The organism is Stenotrophomonas pavanii (genome assembly GCF_900101175.1).
In the GTDB taxonomy this organism is placed as follows: domain Bacteria; phylum Pseudomonadota; class Gammaproteobacteria; order Xanthomonadales; family Xanthomonadaceae; genus Stenotrophomonas; species Stenotrophomonas pavanii.
On the sequence record NZ_FNFQ01000014.1, the window covers coordinates 41,796 to 67,488 of the forward strand.

The window sequence follows — 25,693 nt, forward strand, 5'->3', positions numbered from 1 at the left end:
AGCAGTACGTATCACGCAACACGCTGTACGTCGCCTTACCCCGGGGATGGCGGGTCTCCATCCGCGCTGTACGTGAGTCACGTGTCTGGGAGGGCGCATGAGTCCACAAATCGCAACGATCATCGGTCTGGTGATCATGTTCATCGTCGCCACGGCGATGCCGATCAACATGGGGGCCGTCGCCTTCGCGCTGGCCTTCATCATCGGCGGGCTGTGGGTCGACATGGGCGGCAAGGAGGTCCTGGCCGGCTTTCCCGGCGATCTGTTCCTGACCCTGGTCGGCATCACCTACCTGTTCGCCATCGCGCAGAAGAACGGCACCATCGACCTGCTGGTGCACTGGGCAGTGAAAGCGGTGCGTGGCCATATCGTGGCCATTCCGTGGGTGATGTTCGTGATCACCGCGGTCCTCACCGCGTTCGGCGCGCTGGGCCCGGCGGCGGTCGCGATCATCGGCCCGGTCGCCCTGCGCTTTGCCAAGCAGTACAACATCAATCCACTGATGATGGGCCTGCTGGTCATCCATGGTGCGCAGGCCGGCGGCTTCTCGCCCATCAGCGTGTACGGCAGCATCACCAATGGCGTGGTGCAGAAAGCCGGGCTGGAAGTGACCGAGATGGCGGTGTTCCTGACCAGCCTGGGCTTCAACTTCATGATGGCGACGATCTGCTTCTTCGCTTTCGGTGGCATCGCCCTGCTGCGTCGCGGCTCGATCACCGCAGCAGGAACGATCGGCAGTGCGGAACTGGCGATGGCCGGTGGCCCGCAGGCGTCATCGCGCCAGTTCGCGATCGAAGGCCATGGCGCGCTGGTCGCGGCGGGCGGCGGCACCCTGTCCAACGATCCGGCGGCGTTGGATGCGGTCAGCCTGACCCGGGAGCGGTTGTTCACCCTGATCGGCCTGCTCGGCCTGGGCGTGGCCGCGCTGATCTACAACCTCAACGTCGGCCTGGTCTCGATCACCGTGGCGGTGGCGCTGGCGCTGCTGTCGCCGCAGAGCCAGAAGGGCGCGGTCGACGGCATCAGCTGGTCCACCGTGCTGCTGATCTGCGGCGTGGTGACCTACATCGGCGTACTGGAACATGCCGGCGCGGTGGACTTCATCGGCAACGGCGTCTCCGACATCGGCATCCCGCTGCTCGGCGCGCTTCTGGTCTGCTACGTCGGCGGCATCGTCTCCGCATTCGCCTCGTCGGCCGCGGTGCTCGGCGCAACGATTCCATTGGCCGTGCCGTTCCTGATGCAGGGTCACCTCAGCGCCGCTGGCGTGATCTGCGCGCTGGCGGTGTCGTCCACCATCGTCGATGTCAGCCCGTTCTCCACCAATGGCGCACTGGTGGTGGCTTCGGCAGCCAAGGAAGAGCGCGAGAGCCTGTTCCGTCGCTTCCTGGTGTACAGCGGCCTGGTGGTGGCGCTGGGGCCGTTGCTGGCCTGGCTGGTGTTCGTGGTGCCGGGCTGGATGTAACCGCCATCGGGTCGTGCCGGCCGCTGGCCGGCGCGACCTGGCGTTACACTCTGCGCATGGCCATTGCCCCTGCCCCGCGGTCACCGAAGAAGCGCGCGCCTCTGTACGAAGAGGTGGCCGAACACGTGCGCGAGCGCATCTATGACTACCGGTTGCCGCCGGGCGAGTGGATCGACGAGCCCGCGCTGTGCGAAGAACTGGGTATCAGCCGTACGCCCCTGCGCGAGGCGTTGAAGCTGCTGGCAGCCGAAGGCCTGGTACAGATCGATGCCGGTCGTGGCAGCCGGGTCACCCGGCTGACGCTGGAAGACCTCAACCAGCTGTTCCCGGTGATGGCCATGCTGGAAGGCCGTTGCGCCCACGAGGCGGTCAGGCACATCGACGATGCCGGCGTGCAACAGCTGGAGGCCCTGCATGCGGCGATGGAAGCGGCGGCGGCCGAGGGCAACATCGCCGAGTACTACCGCAACAACTACCTGATCCACGAAACCGTGCAGCATTACGCCGGCAACCCGTGGCTGATCCGCATCACCCACGACCTGCACCGCATCCTGAAGATGCATCGCGGCCGCCAGCTGCTGACCCCGGGGCGCACCGCGCAATCGCTGGCCGAGCACCGCGAGCTGATGGAGTGCTTCCGTCGCCGCGACGCGCAGGCCGCCGAACGCACCATGGAACGCCACCTGCTCAGCCAGGGCCAGGCCCTGGCCGCCTATGTGGCGGCAGGCGGGCTGTTGAACGTACCGGCGCCCTTGCCCACCGAAGGCGGCGGCTGAGCGGATGTGGTTGCCGGCCAGCGGCCGGCACTACCGGACGGGACCTTGGTTGGGCTGTCTAACGTGCCGTGGGCGCTTGCCCGCCGAAGGCGTCTGCTGAGCGGATGTGGTTGCCGGCCAGCGGCCGGCACTACCGGGACGGGGCCTTGGTTGGGCTGTCGAACGTGCCGTGGGCGCTTGCCCGCCGAAGGTGGCGGCTGAGCGGAAGAGGTTGCCGGCCAGCGGCCGGCACTACCGGACGTGAGCTTGGTTGGGCTGTTGAACGTGCCAGGGGCGCTTGCCCGCCGAAGGTGGCGGCTGATGGGATGTGGTTGCGGGCCAGCGGCCGGCACTACCGGACGTGAGCTTGGTTGGGCTGTTGAACGTACCGGCGCCCTTGCCCACCGAAGGCGGCGGCTGAGCGGATGTGGTTGCCGGCCAGCGGCCGGCACTACCGGACGGGACCTTGGTTGGGCTGTCGAACGTGCCGGGGGCGCTTGCCCGCCGAAGGTGGCGGCTGAGCGGAAGAGGTTGCCGGCCAGCGGCCGGCACTACCGGACGTGGCCGTGGTTGGGTAGTGCCGGCCGCTGGCCGGCATCCCGTAACGTCTCGTCAATCGCCACCACCGCAGCTGCCGCCGTCGCCGCTGCCACCGTCGCTGCCGCAGTCCGGGCTGCCGTGGCTGTGCTGGCCGGCGCCGTCGCCGGAGTAGCCACCCGCGTGATCGTAGCCACCGCCGAGACTGTTGTCGCCCCGGATCCCGGAGCCGTCGGCCGTGGCCACCGCCATGCACAGGATCGCGCCGACCGCCGGCAGCAGCCAGACCAGCAGCAACTGCACGGTCCGGCCACCCGCCGACAGGCCATCGCGCCTGGCGATCACCACGGTGGCCACCACGTTCAGGCCCAGCACCAGCAGCACCAGCAGAAGGGCAACGATCAGCATTCGGCGACTCCGTGCCTGGACTGCGGGCATTATGGCCTGCCCCTCCGGCAATGGCCCTGCCCGTCATGAAGATGGGACAATGCAGGGCGCGCCGGCCTGCCTGCGGGCCGCCGGCGCCCCCCGCACCACACGGAAGAAGAAGAACAACAACATGCTGAAAGTCATTTTCGATACCGACCCGGGCGTCGACGACGCCCTGGCCCTGCTGTACCTGCACAAGCACGCCCAGATTGACCTGATCGGCGTCACCACCACCTTCGGCAATGCCTCGGTGGAGTCGACCACGCACAATGCGCTGTACCTCAAGCAGGCCTGGGGCTTTGCCGCTCCGGTCGCACGCGGCGCCGAAGGCCCGCTGCAGCCGGAGGCCACCCCGGAAGCCTGGCCAGTGCACATCCATGGCCACAATGGCCTGGGCAACCATCCGGTGCCGGCCCGTCTGGACGTGGCCGCCGATGCGCGCCCGGCCCATCAGCTGATCATCGATCTGGTCCGCGCCCATCCGGGCGAAGTGACCCTGGTCGCGGTCGGCCGCATGACCAACCTGGCGCTGGCGCTGCAGCAGGCCCCGGACATCGCCGGCCTGGTGCGCGGCGTGGTGATCATGGGCGGCGCCTTCCATGTCAACGGCAACATCACCCCGGCCGCCGAGGCCAACATCTGGGGTGACGCCGAAGCGGCCGACGTGGTGTTCACCGCCAGCTGGCCGGTCACCGCGATCGGCCTGGACGTGACCACCCGCGTGGAAATGAACCGTGACGGCCTGGACACGCTGGCTGCGATCGGCGGTGCCGATGCCGAACTGGTGCGCGCGCTGTCGCAGGACTACGTGGACTTCTACCTGCAGGCCGGCCACAAGGGCATGGTCGTGCACGACTGCTGCGCCTGCATCGCGCTGACCCGACCGGAGCTGTTCCAGTTCGAACGCGCCAGCGTGCGCGTGGCCACCGACGGCGTTGCCCGCGGCATGACCATTCCCAAGCCGGAAGGCCTGGCATTCGGTCCCAGCGTGTGGGACGGCCACGTGGTGCAGTCGATCGCCATCGGCGTGGATGCGGCCGCGGTACTGGCCGACATCGAGCAGACCCTCAAGGTCTGACCCGCTAGCGCTTGGCCCTGCCCGGGACCGTCTCGGGCAGGGTCCACAGCACCGGCAGCACCAGCACCGCCACCAGCGCGATCATCGCGCCTGGCGCTGCTGCCCAGCCGCTGCGTTCCACCCACCATTGCGCCAGCCACGGCGTCGCACCGCCGAACACCGCCGTGGCCATGGTTACGCCCAGCGCCAGACCGCTGACCCGGCCTTCGCCGGGAAACTGCTCGGCCGTGGCCGGTGCCGCCACCGCGCTTACGCCGCCGGCCACGCAGGCCAGCAGCACCGCGGCCAACGCGATGCCCAGCGGCGGCGCCTGTGCCATCCACGCGAACAGGGACAGCGGCAGCAGCGCCGCCAGCACGGTCAGGCCCAACAACATCGGCCGTCGTCCGACCCGGTCGGACAACGCGCCACACAACGGTGTGATGGCGATGACCGCGACCGCCGCGATCGTCGACAGCCACAGGGCATCGCCCTCATCGTGGCCACGCGCATGCAGGAAGGCCGGTACGTAGGTGATGCCCACGTAGTAGGTGATCGATCCCAAGGCGGAGATCGCAAAGGTGCGCGCCACCGCCAGCGGGTGGTTGCGCAGCACGTGCCGAAGCGGCGTGGCCGGGATGCTGCCCTCGCGCCGCTGGCGTTCGAACTCGGGCGATTCGTGCATGCCCGAGCGCCCAACCAGGATCACCAGGGCCAGCGCCGCGCCGACGAAGAACGGAATGCGCCAGCCCCAGCTGTCCAGCTGCACGGTGGGCAGCAGCGCCACGGTCAGCGCGGAGATCGCTACCGCCAGCAGCGCGCCCACCTCACTGGCCGCCGAGGCCAGCGAGGTCACCAGGCCCCGCCGTCGCGCCGGTGCGCTTTCCAGCAGGTACGCCACGACACCGGTGTATTCGCCGCCCACCGAGAACGCCATCACGCAGCGCAGTACCAGCAGCAGCACGCCCGCCAGGGTACCTGCGGTGGCCGCGGTCGGCAGCAGCGCGGTGGCCAGCATCGCCGCAGCCATCAACGCCATCGAGGCCAGCAGCATCCAGCGCCGGCCAAGCCGGTCACCCAGGTGGCCAAAACACAGCGCGCCCAAGGGGCGCATCAGGTAGGACACGGCGAAGCCAGCCAGGGTGACCAGCAGGGCCTGTTCGCCGCCACCGAAGAACACCCGCGACAACACCGTGGCGAAATACAGGTACAGGGTGAAGTCGTACCACTCCACCACCGTGGACAGGCCCGCCACCCACATCGAGCGCTGCCGCGCCGCGGTCATTGCCTCTTCGCCTTCAACAGCTTCGATCCTGGTTGGGCACGTTGCATGCAGCGTGGCACGGACGGGGTGAAATACCGGTCATCGGCCATCCATTGCCGGCATGTACTGGACTTCATGGCCGGTGACGCCCCCGTCGTCGAAGCGGAAGCAGGCGTGCGCCTGCCCGCGAACCCAAGGACCGAGCAACTCAGCCCGGCAACTGCAATTCCGCCCGCAGCCCGCCACCTTCCCGGTTGTACAGCTGCAGCGAGCCGCCCAGCGACTGCGCCAGCTGCACCGCGATGGCCAAGCCCAGGCCAGTGCCACCGGTATCGCGGTTGCGCGAGCTTTCCAGCCGATGGAACGGCGCCAGCACTGCCTGCAGCTGGTCCTCGGGAATGCCAGGGCCACGGTCGGAAATGCTGATCCACACTCTGCCGGCGTCATCACGGCCGGCGTCGATCTCGGCGGCACCGGCGTAACGCAACGCGTTGTCGACCAGATTGCCGACCACCCGGCGCAGCGGCTGCGGCCAGGTCTGCACGACCAGTCCAGCGAGCGCACCACCACTGACCGGCTTGCCCATGTCCTCGTAGTCGCCGACGACACTGGCCAGGAATGCGCCCAGGTCCATCGCCACTGGCGCGCCACTGGCGACGTGGCTGCTGCGCGCATAGGCCACGCCCTCACGCACCAGTTGCCCCAGGTGGTCGAGGTCGGCCAGCAGCCGCTGCTGGGTGCTGTCTTCAGGCAGGGCTTCCACCCGCAGCTTCATGCGCGTGATGGGGGTCTGCAGGTCATGCGAGATCGCGGCCAGGATCTGCAGGCGCTCACTGACATGGCCACGAATGCGTGCCTGCAGTGCGTTGAGCGCGGCCGCCGCGCCGCCCACTTCCGCAGGGCCATCTTCAGGCAGTGCCGGCCCGTCCTTGCCCGGCTGCAGATGCTCCACCGCATGCGACAGCTGCTGCAGCGGCCGCATGGCCAGGCGCACTGCCAGCCACGCGCACACCAGCAGCAGCGCCAGCTGCACCAGCAGCACGGCGGGCAACCAACGCGCCAGCGGCAGCCCCGACGGCGTGACTTCAATGGTCACGGGGGTGCCGTCGTGCAGGCGCAGTTCCACCTCGAACCGTTCCGGCAGGCGAGCCACCTGGCGCGCCTGCAACGGATAGCGGTGCTGCAGGCTGTCATCGATGACCGTGGTGACCTGGTGCGCGCGATCGGTCTGCAGCCCGGGTCCGGCCGCAGCCGGGCGCAGCAGGTAACGGTAGGTGCGCCGCTCCAGCCGGGGCACCCAGGCCGCGCGCTGGTCTGCGGGCAGGTGTTCCAGCAACGCGACGCTCACGGCCACATCCTCGTCGAGGTTGCGCAGCATCATGCTGCGGGTGGACTGGTCGCGTTCGAAGAACAGCAGGCCGAACGACAGTGCGTGGGCCAGCGCCAGTCCGCCCAGCAGCACCAGCAGCAGCCGCGCCGACAGCGTGCGCGGCCAGCGTGGGCGGCGTGCGGCGGTGTTCATTCGTCCGGCCCCAGCAACTGCACCGGCACGCTGAACACATAGCCTTCGCTGCGCACGGTCTTGATGTAGGTCGGCTCGCGCGCGTCATCCCCCAGGCGCTGGCGCACGCGGCTGACCAGCAGGTCGATCGAGCGATCGAACAGTTCGGCATCGCGACCCTGGGTGAGGCTGAGCAGCTGGTCGCGGCTGAGCACCCGATTGGCGTGGTCGAGGAACACGCGCAACAGGCGGAACTCGGCGCCACTGAGTGGATATGCGGTGTCCTGCGCATCCAGCAGATGGCGTGCGGTGGTATCGAGGCGCCACTCGCCGAAGGCCAGCTGGCGACCGGCTTCGCTCACCTGCAGATTCGGCGGCAACATCCGGGTACGGCGGATCACCGCAGTGATGCGTGCCAGCAGTTCGCGCGAAGAGAACGGTTTGGTCACGTAGTCGTCAGCGCCCATTTCCAGCCCGATGATGCGGTCGGTTTCGTCGTCGCGGGCGGTCAGCAGCACCACCGGCACGGCGCGATGCTTGCCGGCGCGCAGGTTGCGGCACAGGCTCAGGCCGTCCTCGCCCGGCATCATCACGTCCAGCACCACCAGATCCACGGCATGGGTATCCATCAGCGCGCGCATGGCCCGGCCACCGTCGGCCTGGCTCACGCGCAGGCCGTTGCGTTGCAGGTAATCGGCCAGCATCTGGCGGATCTCGCTGTCATCGTCGACGACCAGGATATGCGGTACGTGGTTCATTGCGTTCTCGATGAAGACGGAGGTCAGGGCCGCGCTGCGCGGCCATGGTAGCGCGGCTCAGGGGCTGGCCAGCAGGCGCTGGATCTCGGTTTCAGTGCGTGCGTAGTCGCCCTCGCCGTAATGGCGGTAGACCACCCGCCCCTGCCGGTCGAGCAGGTACAGCGCGGGCCAGAAGCGGTTGCCCCAGGTGTTCCAGATCCGGTACTGGTTGTCCTGCACCACCGGCCAGGTGATATCCAGCCGCGTGATGGCCCTGCGCACGTTGCCAGGCAGCCCTTCATAGGCGAACTCCGGGGTATGCACGCCGATCACCCGCAGCCCCTGCGGCGCGTAGCGTGCATGCCACTGGTGTACATACGGCGCCACGTTGAGGCAGTTGCTGCAGGTGTAGGTCCAGAACTCGACCAGCACCACCTGCCCCCGCAACTGCTCCAGTGTGAGCGGCGTGCTGTTGTGCCAGGGCCCGCCACCATCGAACCCGGCAGCGGGAACGGCCTGGGCCGGCTGCGCATCGGCCTCCGGGCTGGGCCAGGCCATCAACAGCGCAGCCCCACCCAGCAGTCCCATCAGCAACGGCAGCGCGTACGCACGCAGCGCGGTCATCGCTCAGCCCCCCTGCTCGGCCAGCGGCAGCTCTGCCGGCTTCACTCCCGCCGCTTCCAGGATGCTGTCAGCCACCTGCGCCGGATGCGAAAGCAGCGACACATGGCTGCTACCGATCGATTGCAGCTGTGCACCGATGCGACGTGCGGTCGCGGCCTGCAGCTGCGGCGACAGCATGCGGTCATCGCGGCTGAGCACGTACCAGCTCGGCTTGCTGCGCCACGCCGCAACGCTCACCACTTCGCCCAGCGCGCTGGCCTTCAACGGGACCTGCGTGCTGTACAGCAGCGTGGCGGACTTCTTCATCACATCCGGCGCGAAGTCCTGGGCGATGGCATCGGCCGGCAACGTCAGGTAGCCGTCCCTTTCCTGCAGTCGGGCAAGGCCCGGACCGACCGGAAAACCTTCGCCCTGTTGCGCCGAAGATTGCCCTGCATCCGGTGCGAAGGCCGCCACGTACACCAGCGACTGCACCTTCGGGTCATTGCCCGCTTCGGTGATGACCGTGCCACCCCAGCTGTGGCCGACCAGCACCACCTTGCCGGGCGCGGCGGCAATCGCGCGGCGGGTGGCGGCGACGTCGTCGGCCAACGAGGTGAGCGGATTCTGCACGGCCACCACTGGCAGCTTCCAGTCTTGCAGCGTGCTGATGACCTTGCTCCAGCTGGAGCCATCGGCGAACGCGCCGTGCACCAGGATGACGGTGGGCGGTGCAGCGGTATCGGCCTGGCCAGCGAAGGCGGGGGCGGCGGTGCCAGCAAGGGCGAGAGCGGCGGCGAGCAACGAGGTACGGATCATGGGGAAGCACTCCGGTGTTGGGAGTGGCCATTTCCGCCTGCCGGTGTATCGGCGCTGTTTCTCCGTGGCGCGGAGTTGTACCGGACTGTAGGGCGCAGGCGGGTTTCTACATTGGGATACATTCCGGCGCCGGTCCTGGCCGGGCACTGCCGGGTGGATATCGCCCCCCGCACGCGGGCGCGCAACGTCCCGATGTGGCTCAACGCATCGTCTTTGTATCTGACTGTACGAAACCCGGGCGCGGCCACAGTCGCTGACAAAACCCCGGGCAACGGCACACGTTGCCGATACCTGCGCCGCCTGAAATGGCCTCCATCGACCACTGGCCCGCAGGACACCACCATGATCAGCACCGCCTCTTCCGTATATACCCCCCGACTGGACGCCGTCGGCCGCTGGCTGTCACCGCTGGCGCTGCGCACGCTGCTGGCCTGGGAGTTCTTTGAATCCGGCCGCGAGAAGCTGGGCGGCCAGAACTGGTTCGCCGACCTGGAAGGCCGCTTCCCGTTCCCGTTCTCCACCCTGCCCGCGTCGCTGAACTGGCAGTTGGCCACGTGGCTGGAACTGGTGGGTGCAGTGATGCTGCTGCTCGGCCTGGCCACGCGCTCGGTGGCCTACGTCTTCTGGGTGCTCACCATCGTTGCCATCGCCGCCGTGCACTGGCCCGACCAATGGAACGGCCTGGGTGAACTCTGGCAGGGCTATGCGATCACCGACCAGGGCTACGGCAACTTCAAGCTGCCGCTGCTGTTCCTGGCCATGCTGCTGCCGTTGATCCTCAACGGCGGTGGCGCACTCAGCGTGGACCGGCTGCTGGCCGGCCCCGGCCGCGCCACGGCAGGCAATGACGGCCTGGGTTGGGGCGTCAGCCTGATCGCCCTGCTGCTGCCGGTTGCCGCGCTGCTGCCCGGCATCGGCTTCGGCGGTGCCCTGCTCGGCGGTGTGCTGCTGCTGGTCCATCTGCTGCGCCGTCGCCGCGCCGCCTGAGCCGACTCCCCTGTTCCCGCGCGCTTCGCTTTCCGTCGCCTCTTCGGCGGCGTCCATCCCGCACGCCCCGCGTGCTTTCCCAAGGAGTCACCACCATGTCCATCTCGACCAAGAACACTTCTTCCTTCCGCCTGCCGCGCATCGGTGCCATCGGCATCGCCCTGGCCGGTGGCCTGCTGCTGGCCGGCCAGGCCGCCGCGATCCAACCGCTGGCGATCAGCGCGGTGGCCATGAGCGCCGCCGCCGAAGGCAAGTGCGGTGAAGGCAAGTGTGGGGCCAACAAGGCCGCCACCGGCAAGCCCGCTGGCAAGGCCAAGGTGGCCGAGGGCCAGTGTGGCGAAGGCAAGTGCGGCGACGCCTCGTTTGCCCGCACCGACCGCGACCACGACGGCCGGGTCTCGCGTGCCGAGTTCAACGCTGTGGCTGCCACGCGTGCCGCCGAATTCGACCGCATCGACACCGACCACGACGGTTACATCAGCGAACAGGAGGCGCACGACTACCTGCGCAGCGTCTACACCGCCAACGGCAAGCCGATGCCCAAGGGCCTGTTCGCCCGCGTTGCCGACTGATCGACGTCCAACCGGCGCCGCCATCAGGGCGGCGCCCTCTCGCTGGAGCATCCGCCATGTCCCTGCCCCTGCCCCCCACTGCTGCCGGCCTTGGCCTGCGCCGCGGACTGATCGACGAACTGCTGGCAACACCGGCCGGCAGCATCGACTTCCTTGAGGTCTCCCCCGACAACTGGATCGGCGTCGGCGGTGCCCATGGCGCCGCGCTGCGCCAGCTGAGCGAGCGGCACCCCTTGACCTGCCACGGCCTGTCGCTGTCGCTGGGCGGTCCTGATCCGCTGGACCGCACCCTGCTGGCGCAGACCCGTGCCTTCCTCGACCTGCACCAGGTACAGCTGTACAGCGAACACCTGAGCTACTGCGCCGCCGGTGGCCACGTCTACGATCTGCTGCCACTGCCATTCACTGCCGAGGCCGTTCACCATGTCGCCGGTCGCATCGCCCAGGTGCAGGACGTGCTGGGCCGGCGCATCGCCGTGGAGAACATCTCCTACTACGCCGTTCCCGGCGCGGACATGAGCGAGATCGACTTCATCAACGCCGTGCTCACCGAGGCCGACTGCGACCTGCTGCTGGACGTCAACAACGTCTTCGTCAACGCCTGCAACAACGGTTACGACGCCTTCGAATTCCTGGCCCGCGTGCCGTCCCAGCGTGTCGCCTCGCTGCACGTGGCGGGCCACTTCGATGAAGACGATGGCTTCAAGATCGATACCCATGGTGCGCCGGTGAAAGGCGTGGTCTGGGCGCTGTTGCGCGAGGCCTACATGCGGGTGGGCGTGCGTCCCACGCTGCTCGAACGCGACTTCAACTTCCCGCCACTGGCCGAGCTGCTGGCCGAGGTTGCGCAGATCCGCCAGGTGCAGGTTGAGGCATGTTGGCCGGAGGTGGTCCATGGCTGAGTCGTTGGCCACCCTGCAACGGCGTTGGGCCGACCATGTGCGCGACCCATCAGTGGCCGCACCCGATGGCATCGAGGCACGCAGGCTGGCGGTATACCGCCGCCTGTGCATCGACAGCCTGGACACTCTGCTGGCCGGCAGCCTGCCGCACCTGCGACAGCAGTTGGGCACGCCGCGCTGGCGCGACACGGTGGAGCACTACTACGCCCGCCACACCTGCCAGACCCCGTTGTTCCCACGGATCGCCGACGAGTTCGCGGCCTGGCTGGCGGTGCAGGACACGCTGGCACTGCCGGGCTGGGCGGCGGAACTGGCGCACTACGAGAGCACACGGCAGTCGCTGTACATCGAAGCGCGTGACGCCGGGCGTGCGCTGTGCCGCGCTGCCGTGGGCAGTGATGTGCTGGCGGTGTCGCCGTTGGCAAGAGTGCTTGGCTACCAGTGGCCGGTGCACGAGGACAAGGACGAGGACGAGGACGAGGGGCCGGGGTCGGTGTTGAGCGCTGCGCCCACGCTGCTGCTGATCCGGCGCCTCGCCGATTTCAGCCTGCAGGTCGAGCAACTGTCGCCGCTGGCCTACGCGCTGCTGTCGGTCTTTGGTGACGACGGCGCGCCGGTGGATGAGGCACTGCAGGTGTTGTCCGAAACACATGGCGTGGCAACGGATGCATTGCGCGTGGCCTGCGCGCCCGTTCTGGATGAACTGTGCGCGGCAGGCGTGCTGGTTGCATTGCCTTCTTCCTGAGGTTGCCGGCCAGCGGCCGGCACTACCCGTTCCCTGACCGGCCAGCGGCCGGCACTACCCGTTCCTTGACCGGCCAGCGGCCAGCACTACCCGTTCCTTGACCGGCCAGCGGCCGGCACGACCCGCCCACTACTTCGAGGTCTCACCATGGCTGCATCCAATACTCCCTTCCTGCACGGCTGGCGCCTGTTCGTGGCCATCGCCGTGGTCCTGATCGCGTTCGCACTGGCGGCCTTCGCCCTGCATCCCGATGCAGCCGAAGGCAGCCGTGCGGCGATCCGGGTCACTGCACGCACGTCGTTCCTGCTGTTCCTGGCGGCGTTCACGGCATCGTCGTTCGCCAGCCTGCTACCGGGCCCACTCACCCGGTTCCTGCTGCGCGAACGGCGCACCGTCGGTTTGTCCTTCGCGTTCTCGCACCTGCTGCATGCAATCGCCATCACCAGTTTCGGCATCCTCAATCCGGCGTTCTGGCCTGCACGATCCGCGCTGGCCAACCTTCCGGGCACGGTGGGCTACCTCGCCATCCTGGCGCTGGTCATCACCTCGCACCGGGGGCTCGCCCGGCGCATGGGGCCCACTGCCTGGCGTCGCCTGCACGTCACCGGCATGTGGATCATCGCGGCGGTGTTCACCTACTCGTACTTCAAGCGCGTGCCGGGCAACGTCTGGTATGCGGTGCCATCGGCACTGCTGTTCACCGCCTTCGTGGTGCGCTGGATCGCCAAGCGGGCGCAGGCGCTGCGCCGAAGCGCCCATGCGCGGCCACCGCTGCGGACGGCCTGACGACCCGGGGCCAGATCCCTTTCCCCAGGAAAAGGGATCTGACCCACTCCAGGTCACGGTGCGCGGCGCAGTGTCACCAGGGTGATCTCCGACGGCACGCCGATGCGTGCCGGGAAACCGGCCCAGAGGCCCGCACCATTGCTCACGTACAGCGTCATCCCATCCACGTCGTAGCGGCCGGAGACGAAGCCACCATTGGCCCGCTTCACCAGTTGGTCCATGCCGATGATCTGCCCGCCGTGGGTATGGCCGGACAGCTGCAGTTTGACGCCGCGCGCCGCTGCCGCACGTGCATTGCGCGGGCGGTGATCGAGCAGGATCACGGGCGCGGCGGGATCGGCGCCGGCCAAGGCGGCGTCCAGATCCGGCAGCGGCAGGCCGTAGCGTGCGGCCACCGGATCGGTGACCCCGGCAATGGTCAGCGCCGCGTCGCCACGCCGCACCTGCAGGTGGCTGTTCTCCAGCACCTGCATGTGCAGCGCGCGGAACGCCTGCATCCATGCCTGGTACTGCGCGTAATACTCGTGGTTGCCGGTGATGGCGACGACACCGTCCGGCGCCCGCAGATCCGCCAGTGGGCGCGCGTCGTCACGGCGGGCCTCGACACTGCCGTCGATCAGATCGCCGGTGATCACGATCAGGTCCGGCGTCAATGCGTTGCTCTCATCCACCACCCTGCGCACCCAGTCGCCGGTCAGCAGACGGCTGGCATGGATGTCGGTCAGCTGCAGCACGCGATAGCCGTCGAACGCAGCGGGCAGCCCGGCAATGCTCACCTCGATCTGCCGGGGCTGGGGCACTGCCATGCCCTGGCTGACACCATAACCACTGACCAGCAGGGCCAGCACGCCAGCCGCCGGCCGCAAGCGCCGCGTGCGCAATGCGGCGACCGCACGAGGCCAGCGCAGCAGACGGGACGCGAGCAGGCCCACATCCATCGCCAGCATCAGCAACGCCAGCAGCAACACCGCCGTGGAGCCGGTGGCCAGCGTGGCGATGGCCAGCTTCGGAATTTCCGGCGACGCCATCGTGCCCCAGAAGGTGGCGACGATACGCAGCTGCACGGCTACGCCCACCAGCAGCAGCGACAGCGCGAGCTTCAGCCAAGTGGGCATGCGCAGTGGCCAGAACAGGCGCCAGGCCACATACAGGCCCATCAACAAACCGATCGTACTCAGCACTGCAACCATCCTGGAAAGAAAGCGGGCCGCCATGGTGACGGCTGCGGGTCGTGCTGTGTAGAGCCGAGCCTGGGCTCGGCTCTACAACAACAGGTGGTCAGGCCATTCCGTCGAGGCGTTCCACCCGCAGGCGGGCGATACGGCGCTTCTCCATCGCCAGCACGGTGATGCGCACGCCCGCCACCTCCACCGCATCGCCGATGTCCGGCAGCCGGCCCAGCTGCTCCAGCACCAGCCCGGAGATGGTCATGTAGTCGGCACTGCGCGGCAGCGACACGCCGGCCAGGCGCTGCAGGTCGTCCAGGGTCAATGCACCGTCGGCCTCCCACTGGCCCTCGCCCTGCGCGACCACGCCATAGCGCTCGTCCTGGGTATCGACCAGGTCACCGGCAATCGCCGCCAGCAGGTCGTTGGCGGTCACCAGTCCTTCCACGCTGCCGTACTCGTCCACCGCCACGGCCAGCGGCACCGGATGCTGGCGGATCAGCTCCAGCGCCTGCAATGCGCTGGCGCTGGACAGCACGTACTGCGGTTCGCGCAGGTTGCCTTCCAGGTGCAGGGGCCTGCCCTGCAGCAGGTCGGCCAGCAGATCGCGGCTCTGCACCACGCCACGCAGGCTGTCCAGGTCACCCTCACCCACCAGCAGGCGGGTATGCGGCGACGCCACCAGGCGCGCCACGACGTCCTCCTGCCCACGCGCCAGGTCGATCCACTGCACGTCGGCGCGCACGGTCATCACGCTCGACACCGGGCGATCGGCCAGACCGAGCACGCTGCGGATCATCTCGTGTTCGGCCGGCTGCAGGCGCTCTTCAGCGTCCACCTGCGCGTCCACGCCTTCATCGTCATGACCATTGGCCGGGCGCGCGCCGAGCATGCGCAGCACGGCATCGGCGGTGCGCTGGCGGAACGGCAGGCGGCGCTCGTTGCGCTCGCGGTTGAAACGCACCCACTGGTTGAACGCCTCGACCAGGATCGAGAAGGCGATCGCTGCGTACAGGTAGCCCTTCGGGATCTTGTAGCCCAGCCCTTCGGCCACCAGGCTGAAGCCGATCATCAGCAGGAAGCCCAGGCACAGCACCACCACCGTGGGATGCTTGTTGACGAAGCGGGTCAGCGGCTTGCTGGCCAGCAGCATCAGCGCCATGGCGATGGTCACGGCCGCATACATCACGCCCAGGTTGTCGACCATGCCGACGGCAGTGATCACCGAGTCCAGCGAGAACACCGCATCGAGCACCACGATCTGCGCCACCACCATCGTGAAGCTGGCGTAGACCTTCTTGCCGTCCTCGTGATGTTCGCGGCCTTCCAGCCGTTCGTGCAGCTCCATGGTGCCCTTGAACAGCAGGAACAGGCCACCGCCCAGCAGGATCAGGTCACGCCCGGAAAAACTGTGGTCGAACAGCGTGAGCAGCGGCGCGGTCAGCTTCATGATCCAGGCCAGTGCAGCCAGCAGCACCAGCCGCATCAGCAGCGCCAGCGCCAGGCCGATCACCCGCGCGCGGTCACGCTGGTGCGGCGGTAGCTTGTCGGCCAGGATCGCGATGAACACCAGGTTGTCGATGCCGAGAACGATCTCCAGCACGACCAGGGTTGCAAGGCCCATCCAGATCGAGGGGTCAGCCAACCATTCCATTTCAGGTCCGTTTCGTCAGTAGGTAGGGGAAAAGGGTGTCCACTCAGTCCGCGTCCTGCGCCTGCGCCGGGTCATGCCCGAGCAGGTCGCCAGGCGTGCACTGCAGCTCGCGGCAGATCGCATCGAGCGTGGAAAAGCGGATGGCGCGCGCCTTGCCGGTCTTCAGGATCGACAGGTTGGCCAGGGTGATGTCGATGCGACCGGCCAGCTCGGACAGGGTCATGCCCCGTTCCTGCAGCATGCGGTCCAGGGTGATGACAATCGCCATCAGATGACACCATCGAGGTCATCGCGCATCACCGCGCCCACAGCGAATACGCGTGCCAGCACGAACAGCATCAGCACCGCCACCAGGCCGGTGATCGACATGCCGCCGCCCACCTCCATCCAGGTGAAGTCGGGGCCCATCCAGGCCGCGTAGGCGCCGATCAGGATCGACAGCAGCTCCATCGCCAGCATCAGCCAGGCCATGCGCTGCAGGCGCTGTGCGTTGGCGTGGGTGAACGGACGCTCGCGCGCCGCCGATTTCAGCAGCCGCAGCAGATGGCGCAGGAACAGCAGGCACAGCACCAGCAGCGCGACGATTGCGCCCAGGCCCAGGCAGAAATGCAGGAACAGGTCATTGCCGTGCGCGGCGGCGGCACCGGCGTCATGGACGCTGTCGAGCAGCCAGCGGCGGTCGTGGGCGACCAGCGGCACGGCCAGCAGTGCGGCCAGGATGCCCAGCCAGCACATCGCGCGCACCGCCTGGACGGCGGCCTGGGCCAGGGTAAACAGGCCTCGCGCCGGTCTGGCGCGGGCGGGACGAGCGGTCAAGCGGCCTCCGGCATTGGAGCGGCCTCGCCGCCCCGGGTGGATTTATCGATAAACGATATACCACAACCAGCGTGAAAGGCTGAACCGTGCTCGGGGGTTCCGATCAGGGCCCCGGCGTGCTCTGCTCCCGCATCGCCTCACCGGGCGTCACCGAGGCCATCGCCTGCACGCCAGCCTCCGGCGCCTGCCGCGTGACCAGCCGGAAGCGCGCCTGCAGCTTGGCCTGTCCCGGCGCGGCCCAGCCGTACTGGATCGCCACCTGGTCGGCCGACAAGGGCCCACGGCCCGGCAGCGAGCGTGCCTGCAAGGGCTTCGGTGCGGCCTGCACCAGTCGTGCAAAACCCTTCTGCACCACTGCCGCGTCGGCCTTCTCCGCATACACCGAGCAGGTGCCATCATCGGCCCAGCTGACCGCATAACGGCCGCTGGCCAGCGGCACCATCCAGGCCACGCCCGGCTGCCCCTGCAGCAGGGTCGCGGCCTCGGCCGGCGGCAGCGGCGACAGCCCGTTGGATTCCATCAACGACTGCAACCGCGCCGGCGCGCCGATGTGCTGCATGCAGGCGGTATCGAACAACTCGCTGAAGGAGTCCTGCGGCTGTGCGTTGGCCTTGGCTGCGCGTGCAGGCGGCGCTGCCGCCAGGGCAGGCAGCAGGGCCAGGATCAGCCAGATGGCAGGGCGCATTGGAACTCCACGGTGCGGAACGCAGCGGGGAGGATGGCAAAGCCCGGGCGCGGCGCGCAACGGCTGCGTTGCCCTACCACCGCCGGGTCAGACTGTGAGCTCGCCCTCGTCCTCACCATCCCAGTAGTGGATGCGGCTGGCGCGCACATGGATCAGCACCAGCCCCGGTGTATCCACGCCCTGTTCGAACCAGCGCTCCAGGTCCTTCACCCAGTGCTGGCTCATCGTGGCGCGATCGCGCACCAGCGCAGCCCTGCCCTGGACGTGCACGAACAGCGGCGGCTTGCCCAGCAACGATTTGCTGCCGGAAAACCCCAGGGCAACGGCCGGGTCAGCTTCAATCTCTTTCACCATGTCGGTGTCTTCGGTGGTGAAGAACCAGCTGTCACCGTCATAGTCCACGTCGCCGTTGTTGCTCATCGGACGGCCGGCAATCTCTCCACCGGCGTGGGTCTGCAGCAGGGTGAAATCAATGCCGGCCATCTTCTTGGCCAGTTCGGGCAGGGTGAGCTGGGTCACGGCGTCGTCCTTCATCGGATGGAATCCCAGCCTCTGCGCAGCGCGGTGACCGAAGCGTGGATGGCCAGTTGCGGCCTCTTCACAGGAAACGAGATAGAGCGCATGGCGCGTGCGTGACGCATGCCTCACCACCACACTGGCGTTAACGGCAGATGGAGGAACGGCCCTGCAAGCCGCGACGCGTCCCTAACGGCGTGCTGCCCCAGAATCGCGCAACCCGTCGCACGACCGGCATGGCCGCCGGCGTGCGGGCGGCGACTCCTCCGCAACCGCATGGCCTCCACATGGACTTGTTCGCTTGGCTCGCGTTCGGCTGCTACCTGCTGGCGTTCGTCATTGTCGCGCTGTTCGCCGCGGCCTACCTGAGGCGTTCCGATTTCATGCCCTACCACGGCCAGGCGGTCGGCCTGCCCTGGGCTGCGGTTGAACCCCGCATGCAGGTGCTGGTGATGGCCCTCATCCGCGTGGTGGGGGCAGGCTGGATCGCGCTGGCCGGCGCCGGCGTGATGCTGGCCTGGCTGATCTTCTTCGGCGGTCACTTCGCGCTGCCCCAGCTGCTGGCGTTCCAGTTGTTCTGCCTGGTCGCCACCGTGCCGCCGGTGCTGGTCGCCTCCGGCGTGCGGCGACGCACCGGTGCGTGTACCCCGGTATCCACCGGCGCGGCCGTGGTGCTGCTGTCGCTCCTCGGCTTCGTGCTGGCCGTGCTGTCACTGTCCCGGTGAGTTCCCCTCCCCCCTCCCCCCCTCCCCACGAGGCTCCACGATGAATCCCGAATCGATCTTCTACCGCGTGGTCAACGGTGATCTGCCGCGTTCCCAGGCCGGCACCCTGCTTGGCTGGCGCTTCGTCGACTACGACGATGCACGGCGCCGCATCCAGGTCGAATTCGAGGCCCGCCCGCTGCTGACCAACCCGATGGGCAACGTGCAGGGGGGATTCCTGTCTGCGATGCTCGATGACTGCATGGGGCCGGCAATCTACGCCACGCTGCCGGCCAATCGCATCGCGGTCACGGTGGAGTCCAAGACCAGCTTCGTCAGCCCGGCGCGGCCCGGGCGGATCATCGGCTGGGGCGAAGTCGAGCACAGCAAGGGCAGCATCGCCTTCACCCGCGGCTGGCTGACCGATCCGACCGGCAAGGTGCTGGCCACCGCCAGCGCCACCTTCCGGGTGGGCGCGTTGCGCTGGCGCGGGCTGTCGGTGCCACGGCCGATTGCGCGCCGCATGATCGCGCGGACGCTTCGGCGCGTGCATGCACGCATCGGCTGATGCACTGCTCAGCGCAGGTTGCGGCCACCGCCGGCCACGCGCACGCGGTCGCGCCCCTGTGCCTTGGCCTGGTACATGGCCGCGTCCGCAGCGCGCAGCAGCGTGCGCCAGCCCAGTGCATCGGTCCCGCCCTCGGCCACACCGAAGCTGGCGGTAACGCGCAGCACGTTGCCACCGGCCAGTGCGATGTCCAGTTGCTGTAGTGCCACGCGCAGCGATTCGGCCAGCTGGCGCCCGCCGGCCAGATCGCCATCGGCCAGCAGCACCAGGAACTCCTCGCCACCGTAGCGGGCAACGCTGTCGCTGCGCCGCAGGTGCCGTTGCAGCAGGCGCGCCACCTGCACCAGCACCTGGTCGCCCGCATCATGGCCATGGCCGTCGTTGATCGCCTTGAAACGGTCCACGTCGAGCAGGATCACCACCGCGCTGTTGCCGCCATCAGCGTGGCGCTGCTGCAGCCTCTCATCCAGCGCGCGCCGGTTCAACAACCCGGTCAGTTCATCGGTGCCGGCCAGCTGGCGCAGCTCGCTGGTCAGGGCCGAGCGCTCCCGCGACTTTTCGCGCAGCACTTCGATGGCATCAAACAGGCGCTGCATCTCGGCCAGCGGGTGGGTCACGTGCTGCGCCGGACCGGGCGCGTCCGAGGCGATCTGGACCACCTGCTTCTGCGCCTGCAGCAGTGGCCGCAGGATCTGCAGGTGGGCAATGCGCAGGGCCACGCCGAGTACCACCAGCGTACCCAGTGCCGTTGCCACCAGCACCACCAGGCGCATGGCTTCACGGTTGCGGGCGTGCTCGAAACGGGCGATGGCCACGGTCAGGTAACCGTCGCGCAGCGCTTCCAGCGACTGCAGGGTCGGCACGTAGCGTGCGGTGAACTCGGCGGCGGTCCACGGCGGGCGCACGCCGCGCCGGCCATCGTCGATCAGCCGTTCGATCATCGGCAGCGATTCGCCGAAGAACTGCCGGCGCGCCATGTCCCAATGCCAGGACAGCCCCGGATCACTGCGGTACACCGCTTCATGGCTGCCGGCCAGCCGCCACAGCTCCAGCAGGCGGCCTTCGGTCTGCAATGCGGCACGGACCTGTTCATCACGCCATGCCCCCGGGACCGCCACCGGCGCCATCACGTTCGAAGCCAGGCGGCCCCCATGTTCGCGCAGGTCGATCAGCACCTGGCCCTGCATCGCGGGAATCGCTGCTTCGCGGTCGGCACTGACCAGTGCGTTGATCTGCGCCGAGGTCAGCACGTGCAGGCGGTCCACCACGGCGAACATGCTGCTGATCGCGCGCTCCACGTCCTCCACCCGGCGTGCACCCTGCGGCTGTGCCGCCACCCGGTCCACCGCGGCCCGCGCCGAGTGCAGGCGACGTCGCGCGTCGGCCAGCAGCCCGTGCGCGCCGACCACGTCCGGATCGGCCCTCGACGCGGTGTCCAGCTGCAGCAGGGCGGCGTCGACCCGCCGGCGCGCGACCGCCAGCTGTGCTGCCAGCCGTGCCTGTTCGTCCGCATCGGCCGGGTCTGCCCCCAGCAGGCTGTTGGCCGGGCCGCGTTCGGCCGACACCCGGTTGGCCAGGTCAAAGGTCTGCCGCAGCTGGCGCAGGCTGACCAGATTGTCCTCGGCGGCAGTGAAGCGCAGCGTGCCCTGCACTAGCGCGATGGCCATCAAGGGCAGCGTACAGACCACGAACAGCCCGGCCAGGATCCAGACCCAGGTCCGCAATCCAATGGGCGACGCCTTGCGGGCCATGCAATATTCCCCTGAAGTGCGCTCACTGTAGCGGCCGGCTACGCGGGCGCCAAGCCGCTACCGGGCCAACCGTGCCCGTGGGTATGGCGCACCCGCCGCGAACCCAACGGCAAGGCCGCGCCGGCACTCGGATCGTGGCAATGGCGTCATGCCCAGCCGCGTCAGATCCAGCGCTGGTCGACCAGTTCGCGCTTCACGTAGGCATAGAACACCGGCGCGGCGACCAGGCCCGGCAGGCCGAAGGCCGCTTCCATCACCAGCATGGCCAGCAGCAGTTCCCACGCGCGGGCCTGGATCTCGCCACCGACGATGCGCGCGTTGAGGAAGTACTCCAGCTTGTGGATCACGATCAGGTACAGCAGCGCCGCCACCGCCACGTAGAACGAGACCGACAGCGCGACGATGGTGATGATGGTATTGGAGATGATGTTGCCCACCACCGGCAGCAGGCCGGCCAGGAAAGTGATCAGCACCAGGGTCTTGGACAGCGGCAGGTGCATGCCGAACAACGGCAGCACGCCCAGCAGGAAAATGGCGGTGAACACGGTGTTGAGCAGCGAGATCTTCACCTGCGCGAACACCACCTGGCGGAAGGCGGTGGCCAGGCGGCTGGTGCGCCCGATCAGCTCCTGCGCCAGCGGGCCCATCTTCGGCAGCGGCAGTTCGTCATACAGCGCGATCATGGCGCCGAGCACCATGCCGATCAGCACGCGCACACCCACCTGGACCACCGAGGTACCGGCCACGCCCAGCTGGCGCTGATGCTCGGCGGCCCAGTCGTTCAGCGCCGCGCGCAGCGCTGGCATGTCTTCGGGAATGTAGGGTTGCAGCAGCGCCGGCACCTGGTGGCGCGAGGTGTTGAGGATCTCCATCAGCCGCGCCAGCAGTGCGTCCGGGCCGCCGGTCTCGTTGCGGAAGAACGAGGCCACGCCGATCCCGGCCAGCACCAGCGCGCTGATGATGATCGCCGACAGCACGATCACCGCGATCGCCCGTGCCCGTCCCGGCGGCAGCCTGCCTTCCACGGTGGACGCCAGAACGTGGGTCAGCTGGAACACCAGCAGGCCGGACAGCAGGGTCACCACCAGGCCCAGTTTCAGCGCCAGCCACATGCCCAGCAGCATCATCAACCAGGCCGCGATCCTGGCAATCGGGGGCTTGGGCGGGGCAACAAGAGCATCTTGCATGGGAGCGCGTCCGGGCGGGGTGGCCCATGGTAGAGGATTGACCCACCGATTCGGCGTGCAGGCTGAACGGGTATTACGCGTTCATCCGGTGGCCGCCCTGCCGCCGCCCGCTGCACTCATTCGCCGTAGCTGGCCGTGTTCTTGCCCTGCCGCTTGGCGTGGTAGAGCGCGCGGTCGGCCAGTGCCAGCCAGTCCTCGACACTGCCCCCGCGCGGCGTGGCGGCAATGCCGATGCTCACGCTGAATTCCACGCCCGGCGTGGCCTGGCGCGCGGCTTCAAGCAAGTGCAGGCGCACGCGCTCGGCCACGTGCATCGCATCGGCGGGCGCGCAGTCGTGCAGCAGCACCACGAACTCGTCGCCGCCGAGCCGCGCCGGGGTATCCCCCGGCCGCGCGAACGTGCGCAACGTCGCCGCGACATGGCGCAGCACCTCGTCGCCGGCGCGGTGGCCATGCGAATCGTTGATGCGCTTGAAGTCGTCCACATCGAGCATCAGCAGGCAGGCAAAGCCGCCCTGGCCCTGCGCCCGGTCCAGCGCCTGCTGCGCGCGCAGGATCAGGAATCCACGGTTGGCCAGCTCGACCAGCGGATCCATCCGGCTGAGCCGCTGCAGCTGGCGGTTCTGCGATTTGACCCGGCGCGCCAGCTGCCAGCTGAGGATGCTGAGGCCGATGCCATAGACGAACAGGAACGGCACACTGAGCACGATCGTGCGCTGCGACGTCACCGGCTGGTACGGAAACCCGAGCGCCCACCAGGCGAGCGCGAAGCCCAGCAGCAGCGCCAGCGTGGCGCGCATCGCCAAGCGCACGCCACCGGCGGCGATCTTGTCGGCCACCAGCAGTGCAGCGAACAGCGCGCTGGGCACGGCGCTCAGCGCCATGAACGCGATCCAGCCACCGCCGAAGAAGGAATCGGCCACCATGCAGCGGAACTGGACGACTGCCGGCTGGCGGGAGCGCCGGGTCAGCAACAGGGCCAGTGCCGGCCACGCCAGTGCGTTGAGCAGCAGCAGGCTCCACGCCGGTCCGCCGTCCCCGCGTTCGAGCATGATCGAGGCGATGGGGATCGCCCCCAGTCCATTGCCAACGAAGCGCATCCAGCCAATGCGCCGTGCCGCGCCAATGCCTTCGACCGCGCCTTCCGTCGAATCGGTGAAGAACGGCATTGCCGACCCCCTTGGACGATCGCACCTGCTGCTACGGCCCTTGCCGGGCTGCCTGCGATGAGTCTGACAGCCCGGCGTCAATTCGGGATCAAGGTTGCACGCTGCCGCGACCGCCGGATGGCTGCCCGCCGCCGCCCCGCTCCGCGCTCACCCGGGCCTGGGCACCGCCGTCGAACCGCGCAGCATGAAACTGAACTCCAGCGTCTGCTGAAGCGGTACATCGGCCTGATCGATGATCGCGAGCAGCAGGTTGACCGCGCGCTCGCCGATCTCGCGCATGGGCTGGCGGACGGTCGTCAACGGCGGGGTGAGGTAACGCGACGACGCCAGATCGTCGAAGCCGACGACGGACAGGTCGTCCGGCACGCGGATGCCCAGGTCCCGGCAGGCCGCGAGGGTGCCCAGCGCCATCTGGTCGCTGAAGCAGAACACCGCGGTCGGAACAGGCGTGGCGTGCAGCAGCGCCATTGCCGCCGCATGCCCGGACTCCACGGAGAAGTCACCCGGCACGATGCTGAGCTGGCGCAGGCGGCCACGCGCCCTGCCGGCCGCGCGGACCCCTTCCAGCCGTTGCTGGTGCAGGGGGTTGTCGGGCGGCCCGCCGACCACGGCGATCCGCTCGTGTCCCAGCGCGTACAGATGCTCCATCACGGTGCGTGCGGCGGCCGCATTGTCGATGTGGACGCTGGGGATACCCAGTGCGGGGTCGAACTCGCACCCGTTGACCACCGGCGCGGCGGCGCCACGCTGCTCGACGATCTCGCGCGCGGTGGGCGGCAGGCGATGACCGAGCACGATCATGCCGTCGGCCTCGTTGCGCCTGAGCATCTGCGCGTAGCGCTCCTCGCGGTCGGGTTGATGCTGGGTATCGCCCAGCAGGACCGCATAGCCGACCGCCTGCGCGGCCTCCTCCGCCCCCTGCAGGATCTGCGCGAAGAACGGATTGGCGATGTCCGGGACGGTGACCAGGATCTTGCCACTGCGCTGGGTCTTGAGCGTGCGCGCCACCGTGTTGGGCACATAGCCCAACGAGGCGGCCGCCTGTTCGATCCGCGCGCGGGTGGCCGGCAGCACTTTGTCCGGCCGCGAAAGCGCGCGCGACACCGTACCGGCGGACACGCCGACGTGTCTTGCGATGTCGTAGATGGTGGCCATGGCGTTAGTTCTCCTGCCCGCTGTGCACTGCACAACAGGTCCTGCGTAAGCCCCTGCTAGGATAATGCAATCGATTGCATCGAGGGCGAATCACGTTGAAGACGCTCAAGGGTCCAGCGCTGTTCCTGGCGCAGTTCATCGGCGACACAGCTCCTTTTGATCGGCTGGACACGCTGGCCGGATGGGCCGCGGGTCTGGGCTATTCTGGCGTACAAGTCCCCACCTCCGCGCCCCACCTGTTCGACCTGGCCGAGGCCGCCCGCAGCCAGGCGTACTGCGACGACATTGCCGGCATGCTGGCCGGGCATGGCGTACAGATCACCGAACTGTCGACCCACCTGCAGGGGCAGCTGGTGGCCGTCCATCCCGCCTATGACGCGCTGTTCGACGGGTTCGCGCCGCCGGAAAAGCGCGGCGATCCGGCCGCCCGCCAGGCCTGGGCGGTGGAGCAGCTGCTGTTGGCCGCCAAAGCCAGCCAGCGGCTGGGACTGACCGCACACGCCACGTTCTCCGGCGCACTGGCCTGGCCCTACTTCTACCCCTGGCCGCAGCGCCCCCCCGGGCTGGTGGATGCAGCCTTCGCCGAACTCGGCCGCCGCTGGCGCCCGATCCTGGATGCCTTCGACGCCTGCGGCGTGGACCTGTGCTTCGAGATCCACCCCGGCGAGGACCTGCACGACGGCGCGACCTTTGAACGCTTCCTCGACGTGGTGGACCACCACCCGCGCGCGAAGATCCTGTACGACCCCAGCCACCTGCTGCTGCAGCAGATGGACTACCTGGGCTTCATCGACCGCTACCACGCGCGCATCGGCATCTTCCACGTCAAGGACGCGGAGTATCGTCCCAGCGCGAGCAGCGGCGTGTATGGCGGCTATCAGGACTGGATCGATCGTCCGGGCCGTTTCCGTTCACTGGGCGACGGCCAGATCGACTTCAGGGCGATCTTCTCGAAGTTCGCCCAGTACGATTTCCCCGGCTGGGCGGTACTGGAATGGGAGTGCTGCCTGAAGCACCCCGAAGACGGCGCGCGCGAGGGCGCCGCCTTCATCCGCGACCACCTCATCCGCGTGACCGAACGCGCCTTCGACGACTTTGCCGACAGCGGCACCGACGCCGCGTCACTGCACCGCATGCTGGGAATCTGAGCCAAGACCGCCCCG

At 68.5% G+C, this 25,693-nt stretch carries 27 protein-coding genes; 11 read left to right on the top strand and 16 right to left on the bottom strand.

Translation table 11 applies throughout. The features are described from left to right. The first annotated feature begins 97 nt into the window (after positions 1–97). Both BLS66_RS19045 and BLS66_RS19050 read left to right on the top strand, forming a co-directional pair. Entirely contained in the window at positions 98–1,465 is a 1,368-nt protein-coding gene (locus tag BLS66_RS19045; RefSeq protein ID WP_049465216.1) for an SLC13 family permease, read from the top strand. A 56-nt stretch (positions 1,466–1,521) separates the two neighbouring features. Further along, the gene (locus BLS66_RS19050; RefSeq protein WP_049441166.1) at positions 1,522–2,241 is read left to right on the top strand and encodes a GntR family transcriptional regulator; all 720 of its coding nucleotides are present in this window, start codon (positions 1,522–1,524) and stop codon (positions 2,239–2,241) included. Between the two features lie 591 nt (positions 2,242–2,832). On the opposite strand, the gene BLS66_RS19055 is transcribed toward BLS66_RS19050, so the two are convergent. After that, positions 2,833–3,165, bottom strand: coding sequence for a hypothetical protein (locus tag BLS66_RS19055; RefSeq protein ID WP_074726544.1), 333 nt, complete (start codon positions 3,163–3,165; stop codon positions 2,833–2,835). 151 nt (positions 3,166–3,316) lie between these two features. On the opposite strand from BLS66_RS19055, the gene BLS66_RS19060 reads away from it, so the two are divergent. Next, the gene (locus BLS66_RS19060) at positions 3,317–4,264 is read left to right on the top strand and encodes a nucleoside hydrolase (RefSeq protein WP_074726582.1); all 948 of its coding nucleotides are present in this window, start codon (positions 3,317–3,319) and stop codon (positions 4,262–4,264) included. A 4-nt stretch (positions 4,265–4,268) separates the two neighbouring features. On the opposite strand, the gene BLS66_RS19065 is transcribed toward BLS66_RS19060, so the two are convergent. From BLS66_RS19065 to BLS66_RS19085, 5 genes are all read right to left on the bottom strand, one after another. Then, entirely contained in the window at positions 4,269–5,528 is a 1,260-nt protein-coding gene (locus tag BLS66_RS19065) for an MFS transporter (RefSeq protein ID WP_074726545.1), read from the bottom strand. A 187-nt stretch (positions 5,529–5,715) separates the two neighbouring features. Continuing rightward, complete coding sequence (locus tag BLS66_RS19070; RefSeq protein ID WP_074726546.1) at positions 5,716–7,029, bottom strand: sensor histidine kinase; 1,314 nt, start codon at positions 7,027–7,029, stop codon at positions 5,716–5,718. Next, complete coding sequence (locus tag BLS66_RS19075; protein WP_053462431.1) at positions 7,026–7,766, bottom strand: response regulator; 741 nt, start codon at positions 7,764–7,766, stop codon at positions 7,026–7,028. Before BLS66_RS19075 ends, BLS66_RS19070 begins: the two co-directional genes overlap by 4 nt. A 57-nt stretch (positions 7,767–7,823) precedes the next feature. Beyond that, positions 7,824–8,369, bottom strand: coding sequence for a redoxin family protein (locus BLS66_RS19080; RefSeq protein WP_057494166.1), 546 nt, complete (start codon positions 8,367–8,369; stop codon positions 7,824–7,826). Positions 8,370–8,372: 3 nt separating this feature from the next. Continuing rightward, complete coding sequence (locus tag BLS66_RS19085) at positions 8,373–9,167, bottom strand: alpha/beta fold hydrolase (RefSeq protein ID WP_057494167.1); 795 nt, start codon at positions 9,165–9,167, stop codon at positions 8,373–8,375. A gap of 342 nt (positions 9,168–9,509) precedes the next feature. Between BLS66_RS19085 and BLS66_RS19090 the strand changes: the two genes are divergently transcribed. From BLS66_RS19090 to BLS66_RS19110, 5 genes are all read left to right on the top strand, one after another. Further along, positions 9,510–10,154: an HvfX family Cu-binding RiPP maturation protein gene (locus tag BLS66_RS19090; RefSeq protein WP_057494168.1), complete on the top strand. Its 645-nt coding sequence runs from the start codon at positions 9,510–9,512 to the stop codon at positions 10,152–10,154. A gap of 95 nt (positions 10,155–10,249) precedes the next feature. Continuing rightward, complete coding sequence (locus BLS66_RS19095; RefSeq protein WP_057494169.1) at positions 10,250–10,726, top strand: HvfA family oxazolone/thioamide-modified RiPP metallophore; 477 nt, start codon at positions 10,250–10,252, stop codon at positions 10,724–10,726. Positions 10,727–10,782: 56 nt separating this feature from the next. Then, entirely contained in the window at positions 10,783–11,628 is an 846-nt protein-coding gene (locus BLS66_RS19100) for an HvfB family MNIO-type RiPP peptide maturase (protein WP_074726547.1), read from the top strand. After that, complete coding sequence (locus tag BLS66_RS19105) at positions 11,621–12,373, top strand: HvfC family RiPP maturation protein (RefSeq protein ID WP_074726548.1); 753 nt, start codon at positions 11,621–11,623, stop codon at positions 12,371–12,373. Before BLS66_RS19100 ends, BLS66_RS19105 begins: the two co-directional genes overlap by 8 nt. A 147-nt stretch (positions 12,374–12,520) precedes the next feature. Beyond that, entirely contained in the window at positions 12,521–13,159 is a 639-nt protein-coding gene (locus BLS66_RS19110; RefSeq protein ID WP_074726549.1) for a ferric reductase-like transmembrane domain-containing protein, read from the top strand. 53 nt (positions 13,160–13,212) lie between these two features. On the opposite strand, the gene BLS66_RS19115 is transcribed toward BLS66_RS19110, so the two are convergent. The 6 genes from BLS66_RS19115 to BLS66_RS19140 all read right to left on the bottom strand — a co-directional run bounded on the left by BLS66_RS19115 (position 13,213) and on the right by BLS66_RS19140 (position 18,014). Beyond that, positions 13,213–14,349 carry a metallophosphoesterase gene (locus tag BLS66_RS19115; RefSeq protein WP_074726550.1) on the bottom strand — a complete coding sequence of 379 codons (1,137 nt, stop codon included), beginning with the start codon at positions 14,347–14,349 and terminating at the stop codon, positions 13,213–13,215. Between the two features lie 88 nt (positions 14,350–14,437). After that, positions 14,438–15,979 (bottom strand): TerC family protein, encoded by a 1,542-nt coding sequence (locus tag BLS66_RS19120; protein ID WP_057494174.1) that lies wholly within the window; start codon positions 15,977–15,979, stop codon positions 14,438–14,440. A gap of 43 nt (positions 15,980–16,022) precedes the next feature. Then, positions 16,023–16,247 (bottom strand): helix-turn-helix domain-containing protein, encoded by a 225-nt coding sequence (locus BLS66_RS19125; protein ID WP_005408494.1) that lies wholly within the window; start codon positions 16,245–16,247, stop codon positions 16,023–16,025. Next, a complete protein-coding gene (locus BLS66_RS19130; RefSeq protein WP_057494211.1) occupies positions 16,247–16,714 on the bottom strand; it encodes a DUF2975 domain-containing protein in 468 nt (155 codons plus the stop codon). The genes BLS66_RS19125 and BLS66_RS19130 overlap by 1 nt, the downstream gene beginning before the upstream one ends. 184 nt (positions 16,715–16,898) lie before the next feature. Further along, a complete protein-coding gene (locus tag BLS66_RS19135; protein ID WP_074726551.1) occupies positions 16,899–17,480 on the bottom strand; it encodes an NMCC_0638 family (lipo)protein in 582 nt (193 codons plus the stop codon). Between the two features lie 87 nt (positions 17,481–17,567). Continuing rightward, positions 17,568–18,014, bottom strand: a complete 447-nt coding sequence (locus BLS66_RS19140; protein WP_053462420.1) for a pyridoxamine 5'-phosphate oxidase family protein — start codon at positions 18,012–18,014, stop codon at positions 17,568–17,570. A 269-nt stretch (positions 18,015–18,283) separates the two neighbouring features. Between BLS66_RS19140 and BLS66_RS19145 the strand changes: the two genes are divergently transcribed. Together BLS66_RS19145 and BLS66_RS19150 are read left to right on the top strand one after the other, a co-directional pair. Then, positions 18,284–18,721, top strand: a complete 438-nt coding sequence (locus tag BLS66_RS19145) for a hypothetical protein (protein ID WP_053462419.1) — start codon at positions 18,284–18,286, stop codon at positions 18,719–18,721. A gap of 40 nt (positions 18,722–18,761) precedes the next feature. Further along, positions 18,762–19,268, top strand: a complete 507-nt coding sequence (locus BLS66_RS19150; RefSeq protein WP_049467345.1) for a PaaI family thioesterase — start codon at positions 18,762–18,764, stop codon at positions 19,266–19,268. Positions 19,269–19,276: 8 nt separating this feature from the next. On the opposite strand, the gene BLS66_RS19155 is transcribed toward BLS66_RS19150, so the two are convergent. The 4 genes from BLS66_RS19155 to BLS66_RS19170 form a co-directional block, all read right to left on the bottom strand. Then, positions 19,277–21,019 carry a GGDEF domain-containing protein gene (locus BLS66_RS19155; protein WP_074726552.1) on the bottom strand — a complete coding sequence of 581 codons (1,743 nt, stop codon included), beginning with the start codon at positions 21,017–21,019 and terminating at the stop codon, positions 19,277–19,279. 161 nt (positions 21,020–21,180) lie between these two features. Further along, on the bottom strand, positions 21,181–22,206 hold the full coding sequence (locus tag BLS66_RS19160) for an AI-2E family transporter (protein WP_049467349.1): 1,026 nt from the start codon (positions 22,204–22,206) through the stop codon (positions 21,181–21,183). A 116-nt stretch (positions 22,207–22,322) separates the two neighbouring features. Next, positions 22,323–23,375, bottom strand: coding sequence for a sensor domain-containing diguanylate cyclase (locus BLS66_RS19165; protein WP_053505872.1), 1,053 nt, complete (start codon positions 23,373–23,375; stop codon positions 22,323–22,325). A gap of 147 nt (positions 23,376–23,522) precedes the next feature. Beyond that, positions 23,523–24,530 (bottom strand): LacI family DNA-binding transcriptional regulator, encoded by a 1,008-nt coding sequence (locus BLS66_RS19170; RefSeq protein ID WP_049467352.1) that lies wholly within the window; start codon positions 24,528–24,530, stop codon positions 23,523–23,525. Between the two features lie 95 nt (positions 24,531–24,625). Between BLS66_RS19170 and BLS66_RS19175 the strand changes: the two genes are divergently transcribed. Continuing rightward, positions 24,626–25,678 carry a sugar phosphate isomerase/epimerase family protein gene (locus tag BLS66_RS19175; protein ID WP_049467354.1) on the top strand — a complete coding sequence of 351 codons (1,053 nt, stop codon included), beginning with the start codon at positions 24,626–24,628 and terminating at the stop codon, positions 25,676–25,678. Positions 25,679–25,693 lie beyond the last annotated feature (15 nt).

Excerpts from the sequence above, each read along its gene's own strand:
- BLS66_RS19045 (WP_049465216.1), top strand. The coding sequence starts at position 98 with ATGAGTCCACAAATCGCAACGATCATCGGTCTGGTGATCATGTTCATC.
- BLS66_RS19050 (WP_049441166.1), top strand. The coding sequence starts at position 1,522 with ATGGCCATTGCCCCTGCCCCGCGGTCACCGAAGAAGCGCGCGCCTCTG.
- BLS66_RS19055 (WP_074726544.1), bottom strand. The coding sequence starts at position 3,165 with ATGCTGATCGTTGCCCTTCTGCTGGTGCTGCTGGTGCTGGGCCTGAAC.
- BLS66_RS19060 (WP_074726582.1), top strand. The coding sequence starts at position 3,317 with ATGCTGAAAGTCATTTTCGATACCGACCCGGGCGTCGACGACGCCCTG.
- BLS66_RS19065 (WP_074726545.1), bottom strand. The coding sequence starts at position 5,528 with ATGACCGCGGCGCGGCAGCGCTCGATGTGGGTGGCGGGCCTGTCCACG.
- BLS66_RS19070 (WP_074726546.1), bottom strand. The coding sequence starts at position 7,029 with ATGAACACCGCCGCACGCCGCCCACGCTGGCCGCGCACGCTGTCGGCG.
- BLS66_RS19075 (WP_053462431.1), bottom strand. The coding sequence starts at position 7,766 with ATGAACCACGTACCGCATATCCTGGTCGTCGACGATGACAGCGAGATC.
- BLS66_RS19080 (WP_057494166.1), bottom strand. The coding sequence starts at position 8,369 with ATGACCGCGCTGCGTGCGTACGCGCTGCCGTTGCTGATGGGACTGCTG.
- BLS66_RS19085 (WP_057494167.1), bottom strand. The coding sequence starts at position 9,167 with ATGATCCGTACCTCGTTGCTCGCCGCCGCTCTCGCCCTTGCTGGCACC.
- BLS66_RS19090 (WP_057494168.1), top strand. The coding sequence starts at position 9,510 with ATGATCAGCACCGCCTCTTCCGTATATACCCCCCGACTGGACGCCGTC.
- BLS66_RS19095 (WP_057494169.1), top strand. The coding sequence starts at position 10,250 with ATGTCCATCTCGACCAAGAACACTTCTTCCTTCCGCCTGCCGCGCATC.
- BLS66_RS19100 (WP_074726547.1), top strand. The coding sequence starts at position 10,783 with ATGTCCCTGCCCCTGCCCCCCACTGCTGCCGGCCTTGGCCTGCGCCGC.
- BLS66_RS19105 (WP_074726548.1), top strand. The coding sequence starts at position 11,621 with ATGGCTGAGTCGTTGGCCACCCTGCAACGGCGTTGGGCCGACCATGTG.
- BLS66_RS19110 (WP_074726549.1), top strand. The coding sequence starts at position 12,521 with ATGGCTGCATCCAATACTCCCTTCCTGCACGGCTGGCGCCTGTTCGTG.
- BLS66_RS19115 (WP_074726550.1), bottom strand. The coding sequence starts at position 14,349 with ATGGTTGCAGTGCTGAGTACGATCGGTTTGTTGATGGGCCTGTATGTG.
- BLS66_RS19120 (WP_057494174.1), bottom strand. The coding sequence starts at position 15,979 with ATGGAATGGTTGGCTGACCCCTCGATCTGGATGGGCCTTGCAACCCTG.
- BLS66_RS19125 (WP_005408494.1), bottom strand. The coding sequence starts at position 16,247 with ATGGCGATTGTCATCACCCTGGACCGCATGCTGCAGGAACGGGGCATG.
- BLS66_RS19130 (WP_057494211.1), bottom strand. The coding sequence starts at position 16,714 with ATGTGCTGGCTGGGCATCCTGGCCGCACTGCTGGCCGTGCCGCTGGTC.
- BLS66_RS19135 (WP_074726551.1), bottom strand. The coding sequence starts at position 17,480 with ATGCGCCCTGCCATCTGGCTGATCCTGGCCCTGCTGCCTGCCCTGGCG.
- BLS66_RS19140 (WP_053462420.1), bottom strand. The coding sequence starts at position 18,014 with ATGAAGGACGACGCCGTGACCCAGCTCACCCTGCCCGAACTGGCCAAG.
- BLS66_RS19145 (WP_053462419.1), top strand. The coding sequence starts at position 18,284 with ATGGACTTGTTCGCTTGGCTCGCGTTCGGCTGCTACCTGCTGGCGTTC.
- BLS66_RS19150 (WP_049467345.1), top strand. The coding sequence starts at position 18,762 with ATGAATCCCGAATCGATCTTCTACCGCGTGGTCAACGGTGATCTGCCG.
- BLS66_RS19155 (WP_074726552.1), bottom strand. The coding sequence starts at position 21,019 with ATGGCCCGCAAGGCGTCGCCCATTGGATTGCGGACCTGGGTCTGGATC.
- BLS66_RS19160 (WP_049467349.1), bottom strand. The coding sequence starts at position 22,206 with ATGCAAGATGCTCTTGTTGCCCCGCCCAAGCCCCCGATTGCCAGGATC.
- BLS66_RS19165 (WP_053505872.1), bottom strand. The coding sequence starts at position 23,375 with ATGCCGTTCTTCACCGATTCGACGGAAGGCGCGGTCGAAGGCATTGGC.
- BLS66_RS19170 (WP_049467352.1), bottom strand. The coding sequence starts at position 24,530 with ATGGCCACCATCTACGACATCGCAAGACACGTCGGCGTGTCCGCCGGT.